Origin of the sequence: Nostoc sp. 'Peltigera membranacea cyanobiont' 213 (genome assembly GCF_002245975.1) — a bacterium.
Lineage (GTDB): Bacteria > Cyanobacteriota > Cyanobacteriia > Cyanobacteriales > Nostocaceae > Nostoc.
This window is the reverse complement of record NZ_NOLI01000224.1, coordinates 1-7304: the sequence shown is the minus strand read 5'-3', so window position 1 is coordinate 7304 and position 7304 is coordinate 1. Positions and strand designations below refer to the sequence as shown.

Here is a 7304-nt window from a genome sequence, read left to right as displayed (position 1 = left end):
CAACGGCATTCCATACGTTTGATCTTTAAAGCCACGTTGAATCAACAAAATATAAGTCAGTATCCAAAATGCTCCGCTGCCAAGCATTAAATAAGTTCCCATAAATCATTACCTCCTTTATGCTTTTTAAAAATCCAAATTCTTACGGGCTGTAATACAATTATTCCTCTTATACAAAGTAAATAATGCACTGCATATCTAATACAAAGTTACTGAGCATGAGTGTTAACTCTAGTTAACCGCCTGTGCAATGAAAAACTGCCCTGGGGCAAGGAGTCCAGAGCAGCGCTGACAAAAAAATATGGGAGTTTTAACTATTACCCCCTGCTTTACATATAGTTCGTTCGCTATGTAATACTCTTCAGTTCAAGTTTTGTACTTTATGCAAAAAGAGCGAAAAATTTTTAAAGCTGCATTATACAAGGATTAAACGCAATAAACCAATCCCAATACAACACCTTTGGCTGAATGCGTGTTAACCAATGGTTATCAAAATTTGGTCAAACACAAATGCACCATTACCCAAGGAACAATCGTCGGCTGTGGAGGGCGGTTGTAACAAGGGCAAGGATTGGCGATCGCTTAACACCGGCGCACTTTCACAAAAATACTCTACCGAGTTATTCACATCAATAGAGTATATAAATTTACTACTATCACTTTTTACCAGTAATTAGTTTATACTTTGATAACTATTTATACCTCTGTACAAGTACTGCAAATCTTGCCGACAGCGATCGCATGAAGCACTGCATGAGGGCAATCACTTGTTAGTCTCCCTATATTGTTATTCTTCAAGCAAGAGATGGGGCGACGTTGGTATTCTACTATTGCAACTTTCATGAAACAGCCCGGAGTAATTTTATTACCTGCTCTACCATTGGCTATAATTGAATGTGCATTCCGCCCCAAATGGTTTGGTTTTCAAAATCTTTATGATGACTGGGCAAATTTATTGCTGTACCTTTATGGTGACAAATGCTTTGTATGAAATGTTTATAAAACGTCTTAACATTGTCCGATTTCTCTTTGGGCTAAAGCCGAACGACATCAACAAGTAAAATAAAGATAACGATAAAACCACTAAATCGGTATGTCTCAAGTTTCTATTATCAAGAAAGGCAGAGGGCAGCTATTCTGGAGCTTCAGTTGGAATACTGTTTTCTGCACTCTGCCACGACCGGAGTCCGTAAGGGTTTAAGACTGTCCGTATGCCAGCAATGGGTCATAGGGACGAAACGCGGGGAGCCTTCGTATCGCTCAAATGACCCAATAAGCGCTACCTTATCAGTAGTTTTTTCTCTTATAGCAGCTTCATCAGTGATAGGATGTCAAGCTGGTCTCAATTAGACGCTGTTGCGATCGCTCAATGTGTGCGGAGTAAATTCATCCNAATTTCTGTTCTAACTCTTCAATTCGAGCCACAAGGGGAGCCATCATAGCTTCAACCTCGGTAGCAGAATAGCGGATAGGTATGTGTTGAGAACAATTCTCACTCAAAGCTTCGACATGAAATAGAATAGCTCGCTCAACTTTTGCTGGATAGCCAGGGATGCGAAGTCGCTCAATGAAAGCACTATCCCCTTCAACATATTCTGCCTTACCCCAAACTTTGATACGTCTGCGTTGGCGGTAATCCATCAGGAACAGAAATGCTTTTGCTTCTCCTTCAAGGTTGCCTACGGTAATGTACTGCACATTCCCAGAAAAATCGGCGAATCCCAGGGTTTTCTCATTCAACACTTTCAGGAAACCGGGCGCTCCTCCACGAAACTGGATATAGGGATAGCCATTGGAACTGACTGTTCCCAAATAAAACCCATCCAAATGAGCAATAAATTCGGCAATTTCTAGTGTAATTGAATCATTGGCAGGCCCGTTGGCAATGTAGCGTTCATAGGTTTGCCGCGATCCCCGTTGTGACTGCGCGGCTTCAACTTCAGGAGTAAAAGCAATTTCTCCAAATTTGCGTGGCATACTGCGCTCCTAAACTCTAGCAGGTTCTTGAATACCAATCATTCCAATAAAACCGGGGAGATGCTTGAGCCGTTCAATCCAGGCTTGAACATGAGCATAGGGTTCGAGAGAAATCTTACCATCGTTGGCGAGGGCGATGTATGGAAATACAGCAACATCGGCAATCGTAGGATGTCCCAACTCTAGCCATTCACCTTCTGATAGATGATTATTAAGTTGTGTGAGGATAAACTCTGATTTTTGATTTACTCGTTCTAGATTGATGTCAGTAGCTTTAAACAGGTGATATAAACGTGCCGATTCAGGGCCAAGCCGAACTTCTCCCGCAGTTGTAGATAACCAGCGAATTACACGACTCATCGGCTCTGGCTCCAGAGGCAACCACCCTTCTGTGCCATACTGTCGAGCTAAATAAACTAGAATTGCTTGAGCATCTGCCAATATAGTATTTCCATCAACCAAAACTGGCACTTGACCAAAAGAATTGAGTGCTAAAAATTCTGGCTGTTTGTGCGCTCCTCTAGGCAAATCAACTTTTACCCATTCGTAATCTAAGCCTAATAGCGACAACATTAGTTTTACTTTATAGCTGTTGCCAGAGAGTTCGTAACCGTAAAGCTGAATCATAGATTAATCCTTCAGATGAGATAAGAACGAACAAGTTTAATCACAGAAATTAAGTGGCACTTCTTGTCTCATTTTTGTACCGTTCGTTCGGTATACGATTAATGTACCGTTCGTTCGGTATAATGTCAATATCTATTTTTCTCAACTCTTACAATGCCCAAAGAAACATATATTCCATATCTCATACGGCTGTTTCGCCAATTCGGGTATGATGGCGCAACTTTATCTAAAATCTCTGAAGCTACTGGGCTTGGGAAAGCTAGCCTTTATCATCACTTTCCTGGCGGTAAGGATGAAATGGTTGAGACAGTGCTAGATTCTCTTCAACAGTGGTTAGCCCAAAACATCTTGACAGCACTTACCTCCCAAGGTGATGCGCTAACACGATTACAGAGGATGTGCGATCGCCTGAGCGAACTTTATGAAGGAGGACATCAACCCTGTATGTCTGCCATTTTATTAATGGGTTCAGCCCGTGATATCTTTCACACTAGAGTTCATGCTTTATTCTGTATCTGGATTAATGCGATTGCTAATGTTTTAATCGAAAGTGGTATGGATGAAGAACTCGCCAAATATCGAGGGGAAGATGCAGTGATTGCTATTCAAGGTTCCTTAATTTTGTCACAAGGGTTGAATGATCCATCTCCTTTTATGCGTGTTATTCAACAACTACCTAGACAACTTTGTACTCCAAAACCAGGGCTACAAAAAGACGATTAATACTGACACGCTGGATGCTGGGCATATTGGCTATTAACGTAATCAATTAATGATTGGTTATCATCAAAAACGCACCATAGTAAATCCCTTACAGACGAACGGTTTTATAGTCTCGCCAGTAACAGCCTACTTTCGGTTTACCCATCAGGCCACTTGGATCGGATGAAGCACTGCATGGGGTCAATCACTCCAAAATCTACTTTCATCACTGCCGCTATCTCCTGATACGTCTTAATTAACCTGGCAGATAGTGCTGTTGACTGCTACTAACTTGGCGATTAAGAGAGACAGAATCAGCAGCAGATATACCAGAGAAATATCCGTCTTTTGAACCACACGATGGTAACGCCATTTGTTTAACTTTCACCTTGTTGAGATATGCTTCTAACTCAGATTCCAGTTTTTCGTAGAGCGCTTGCACGATAATGGCGGGTACTGCAACTGATTCAGTAGTTCCAGCAATCCCTTGATTTTTCTGTTGATCGCGATTCTCAAGAATCCTACTTACAAATCTATTAGCAGCACCTAATTTAAAAGCATTTCTAAAAGTGCGATCGCCTTGGGCAAGTTTCGCCAGTCGTTCAATAGTTTGTTCAAGATACTCAAACTGAATCTGAGTAGAGACGATATTCACTTTTCGCCCTAAGATAATCATTTTAGACCCGCTATGGTAGTGTCTAGCGATCGCACAGCAGTAATTCCCCCAACAAACACCACTTAGTAAAATAAATTTCCATGAGGTCATGCGTTTGAACTGGCGAATGACTTCTTCTTCTAGTGGTTGAGGTGTCCAATCTTGAAGTGAGGCGATCGATAAATTGTACCGGGTTAGCATTTCTTGGGCTTTAGCTGCGGCGGCGCTTGCCTCTGCTTCGTTGGGAGATTGGCTCAGTGCGAATAGTTTTCTAATTTTGTCAGCGATTTTTTCTAGTTCTAACACCTGTGTCTGCATTCGTATCACTCAAGCAAGTTTTGAAAGGAAATATCTTTTTTAATATACTTGTGTAAAATGAAAAATGTAGCTAATTTTTATTCATACATAGCAAGCTTTGTAGCAATTATTCCTGCTAGAAACGGATATTNCGTGATGAAGCCATGATTACTGAAAATGATGATTCAGTCGATGCAGTGAATGAACTAGTGAGAAAAATCTCTATTAAGGAAACCCAGCTAAAAATAGCCCAAGAGTCGAACCTCATTCATACTGCTGAAGCGTTAGAAAATCAACTATCCCAATTACAACAAGAATTGGGAGATAATTCAGACACACAATTGCAGTCATTAATGAGCTTGTGAAACGCTTACGACGGTAACTGAAATTCGCGGCATAACGGCTGGGGTCAGAGGTTGCTAAAAACTCGAACTCAGTACAAGCGGCTTTCTTCAATCCGCTGCACCGCAATTATTAGACATCAGAAATGAACAAACTAACACTTTTACTATCATCAGATAGTTTAATCATTCGCTCAAAGCTTAGTCCTAGTTTTTTGAGTAGCTTTGCTGAACCATAATTGTCCGGTGTAGTGATAGCGACAATACGAGTTAAGCCGAAGGTTCTTCTCCCATACATCATAACAGCAGAAGCAGATTCATAGGCGTATCCTTTTCCCCGGAACTTAGGAAGAAAGGCAAATCCAACATCCACATCCTCCAAGGAATCTCTTTTTATCAAACCGCAAATTCCAATCGAGACGCTCTTCCCCTTTAGCTCAACCAAATACAATCCGAAACCGAGACGCTCATACATAGCAACCAGATTCTTCAAAATATATTCACGAGCATCATCAAGGGTTCTCACACCTTTATCACCAATAAAGCGCAACCACAAAGGGTCATTCAATATCTCAAGGATGAACTCGCTATCTTCAACTGTCAACCGACGAAGAACTAAACGCTCTGTTTCAAGAATTTTCATAGTCGAACACCAAGTTATTGATGTCTAACTATTTATTATATGAACACAGGATAAAACATAATTTTTGATTACAAGAAATAAAATAGAAGACTTTTAAAGTGTTGTCCTCTGGTTTATATAGAAGTTTGATATATAATATTCTTCTTTTGTTTTGTGTTTTATGCAGAAATAACGAAACATGTTGAAACTGCCGTCACACAATAGTTAAGCGTGAGTATCAACACCATCCCAGATATAAGCAAGTCAAATGTCAAATGCGTATTTCGTTACATACATTAATTACTCCCGGTTCGCCCATTTTAAATTGAGTTAGAAAAAAGCTGAACGATTTAGTAGGGGTTCTAATTTACAATACAAAAGTACTATAATGCCAACTTTGCGCGATCGCATAAAAATAGAGTTTTTAGAACAGGGTGGTAGTTCAAGGTAAATTTAGGGGAATGGCTAAAACCATTACTAAACCTAGCTTTTCTGTTTTTCGGCAATTTCTCGAACTCCAAAAAAAATGAGCGAACCGGGAGTAATTACATAGCGTAAGAAGCGTACTGCTTCAACAGCGCGGCTCACTTTGCTGCGATAAGAGGAACCATGCCGAATTTCACGGAGGTTAATTGCCTCTTGAATAAGTTGATGGCACTTTGGTGGAAGATGCACCAAAGCATATCGACCAGCCTCCGTTTTCGAGAGGATTTCATGCTCTCTCAATACGTAAAACAGACGCAGAACGCCAAGCACAGCCCACTCAACACCACTATCTGTTAATAAATATGCTAATTTACTTGGCGATCGCGTCCAACTCACCCAATAGCTGTTCAGATTTTCCTTCATCTTTCTTTGCAGCAGATTCCAATCGACTGTAAATGCAAGGTTTTCTGGCGGAACTCCAATCAAACAAATGCCTCGATGTTTCAACACCCACCAAGTAGCTTGGTTTATGTCATGATATCCAGCAGAGTGCAGATCCCTGTCATGATAGTAGGGATAAGGAGCAATTTCTTGTTGCTCACGCCCGACATCTTCAAGAAGCAAATAACTTCCTTCCAGTTTCCACTGTGGATAGCTCAGTTCTAGTTTTTTATGAACTGCTTTTAGTTTTTTTACCTCGGATGTTGTAGCTCGTTGTATGAGAATAGTAATAAAATCAATGTCACTCAAGTATGGGTTAAAGGCATTAAGTGCAATAGAACCATGAATATAAAAGCCTTCTATCAGACCTGGAAGTTCGATTTGTAATAACAACAAATAATCATTTAATACTGGACGAATACATTCTGGGATACGAGTATCCATATTTAATAAACCGCGTTACCTTTATTTTTAATCTTCCGCTCCCATTTAATAATAAAACCACCTTTATTGACAGGCTATCTGGCATCACGCTCCGCTTACGTGCCCAAAAAGCAATCCACACCCATGCAACAATAAGCAATTTCTCTCTGATTCGCTGAGAACTTCTTGTATTCTAGGATATCGTTCTTTATGGAGAGCCGAATGATTCCTGTAGATTTGAAACGACTCATCAAAAAAAACCCTAATCCAGTTCGCAAGAAAACAGAAGTAACCCCACCACCGATTGAACCCATTGAGATTCCTGAGAGCCAAAATATTCCTGAAACAGTGATTGAACCAAACCCACCTGTGTACATTGAAGTATCAAAATCGGACTACATTTCTGAACACTATCGCCCCCTACGCTCTGTGGGTAACTCCGGGTGGCAACCGTCTGATGTCTGGCGGGATTTGAGAGTTGATGATTTGTGTCGGTGAGCAGCATCTAAAACTTGTATAATCCTACTATAGGTACATCCCAGTTTCTGTTGATAAATGCTATTGTCTAGCATGACAGAGTTTTAAGAACAGCCTTTATGGATTCACCTGTGGTACTGATCAATGTCTTCTCTGTTCGGAGAGGTTTGGAAGATGAGTTTCTTCGCAAATGGAATCAGACTGCTCAGTTGATGAAAAATGAACCAGGGTTTATCGACACAAAGTTACATCGCAGTCTTGACCCAACCGAGAGATTTCAATTTATTAATATTGCAAAATGGTCTAGTAAAGAAGC

The 7304-nt window shown here is 40.5% G+C and carries 11 protein-coding genes and 2 pseudogenes; 4 read left to right on the top strand and 9 right to left on the bottom strand.

Features of this window, described 5'->3' with window-relative positions; genetic code table 11:
* The 5 genes and pseudogenes from CDG77_RS39255 to CDG77_RS32495 all read right to left on the bottom strand — a co-directional run.
* Window positions 1–87, bottom strand: a pseudogene (locus CDG77_RS39255) (hypothetical protein); the annotation flags it as partial.
* Between the two features lie 388 nt (window positions 88–475).
* Entirely contained in the window at window positions 476–628 is a 153-nt protein-coding gene (locus CDG77_RS37115; protein WP_190234129.1) for a hypothetical protein, read from the bottom strand.
* 68 nt (window positions 629–696) lie between these two features.
* Window positions 697–843: a hypothetical protein gene (locus CDG77_RS37110; protein WP_190234128.1), complete on the bottom strand. Its 147-nt coding sequence runs from the start codon at window positions 841–843 to the stop codon at window positions 697–699.
* Window positions 844–1386: 543 nt separating this feature from the next.
* A complete protein-coding gene (locus tag CDG77_RS32500) occupies window positions 1387–1977 on the bottom strand; it encodes a pyridoxamine 5'-phosphate oxidase family protein (protein WP_094333319.1) in 591 nt (196 codons plus the stop codon).
* A 9-nt stretch (window positions 1978–1986) separates the two neighbouring features.
* Window positions 1987–2604 carry a glutathione S-transferase family protein gene (locus tag CDG77_RS32495; protein ID WP_094333318.1) on the bottom strand — a complete coding sequence of 206 codons (618 nt, stop codon included), beginning with the start codon at window positions 2602–2604 and terminating at the stop codon, window positions 1987–1989.
* 153 nt (window positions 2605–2757) lie between these two features.
* Between CDG77_RS32495 and CDG77_RS32490 the strand changes: the two genes are divergently transcribed.
* Window positions 2758–3327: a TetR/AcrR family transcriptional regulator gene (locus CDG77_RS32490; protein WP_094333317.1), complete on the top strand. Its 570-nt coding sequence runs from the start codon at window positions 2758–2760 to the stop codon at window positions 3325–3327.
* An 11-nt stretch (window positions 3328–3338) separates the two neighbouring features.
* On the opposite strand, the pseudogene CDG77_RS35955 reads toward CDG77_RS32490, so the two are convergent.
* Together CDG77_RS35955 and CDG77_RS32485 are read right to left on the bottom strand one after the other, a co-directional pair.
* A pseudogene (locus CDG77_RS35955) lies at window positions 3339–3475 on the bottom strand (ISKra4 family transposase); the annotation flags it as partial.
* An 87-nt stretch (window positions 3476–3562) separates the two neighbouring features.
* Window positions 3563–4279 carry a DUF2786 domain-containing protein gene (locus CDG77_RS32485; RefSeq protein ID WP_094333316.1) on the bottom strand — a complete coding sequence of 239 codons (717 nt, stop codon included), beginning with the start codon at window positions 4277–4279 and terminating at the stop codon, window positions 3563–3565.
* Window positions 4280–4422: 143 nt separating this feature from the next.
* On the opposite strand from CDG77_RS32485, the gene CDG77_RS32480 reads away from it, so the two are divergent.
* Window positions 4423–4623, top strand: coding sequence for a hypothetical protein (locus CDG77_RS32480; protein ID WP_094333315.1), 201 nt, complete (start codon window positions 4423–4425; stop codon window positions 4621–4623).
* A 109-nt stretch (window positions 4624–4732) separates the two neighbouring features.
* Here CDG77_RS32480 and CDG77_RS32475 read toward each other — a convergent pair whose 3' ends face one another.
* Both CDG77_RS32475 and CDG77_RS32470 read right to left on the bottom strand, forming a co-directional pair.
* Window positions 4733–5242 (bottom strand): GNAT family N-acetyltransferase, encoded by a 510-nt coding sequence (locus CDG77_RS32475; protein WP_094333314.1) that lies wholly within the window; start codon window positions 5240–5242, stop codon window positions 4733–4735.
* Between the two features lie 462 nt (window positions 5243–5704).
* Entirely contained in the window at window positions 5705–6532 is an 828-nt protein-coding gene (locus tag CDG77_RS32470) for an aminoglycoside adenylyltransferase domain-containing protein (RefSeq protein WP_094333313.1), read from the bottom strand.
* A gap of 189 nt (window positions 6533–6721) precedes the next feature.
* Between CDG77_RS32470 and CDG77_RS32465 the strand changes: the two genes are divergently transcribed.
* Both CDG77_RS32465 and CDG77_RS32460 read left to right on the top strand, forming a co-directional pair.
* On the top strand, window positions 6722–7009 hold the full coding sequence (locus CDG77_RS32465; RefSeq protein ID WP_223270102.1) for a hypothetical protein: 288 nt from the start codon (window positions 6722–6724) through the stop codon (window positions 7007–7009).
* A 98-nt stretch (window positions 7010–7107) separates the two neighbouring features.
* On the top strand, window positions 7108–7304 hold a 197-nt coding region (locus tag CDG77_RS32460; protein WP_094333321.1), incomplete at its 3' end, for an antibiotic biosynthesis monooxygenase family protein.

What these genes read in the sequence shown, in the direction of transcription:
- CDG77_RS37110 (WP_190234128.1), bottom strand. Translation starts at nt 843, where the DNA reads ATGAAAGTTGCAATAGTAGAATACCAACGTCGCCCCATCTCTTGCTTG.
- CDG77_RS32495 (WP_094333318.1), bottom strand. Translation starts at nt 2,604, where the DNA reads ATGATTCAGCTTTACGGTTACGAACTCTCTGGCAACAGCTATAAAGTA.
- CDG77_RS32490 (WP_094333317.1), top strand. Translation starts at nt 2,758, where the DNA reads ATGCCCAAAGAAACATATATTCCATATCTCATACGGCTGTTTCGCCAA.
- CDG77_RS32485 (WP_094333316.1), bottom strand. Translation starts at nt 4,279, where the DNA reads ATGCAGACACAGGTGTTAGAACTAGAAAAAATCGCTGACAAAATTAGA.
- CDG77_RS32480 (WP_094333315.1), top strand. Translation starts at nt 4,423, where the DNA reads ATGATTACTGAAAATGATGATTCAGTCGATGCAGTGAATGAACTAGTG.
- CDG77_RS32475 (WP_094333314.1), bottom strand. Translation starts at nt 5,242, where the DNA reads ATGAAAATTCTTGAAACAGAGCGTTTAGTTCTTCGTCGGTTGACAGTT.
- CDG77_RS32470 (WP_094333313.1), bottom strand. Translation starts at nt 6,532, where the DNA reads ATGGATACTCGTATCCCAGAATGTATTCGTCCAGTATTAAATGATTAT.
- CDG77_RS32465 (WP_223270102.1), top strand. Translation starts at nt 6,722, where the DNA reads ATGGAGAGCCGAATGATTCCTGTAGATTTGAAACGACTCATCAAAAAA.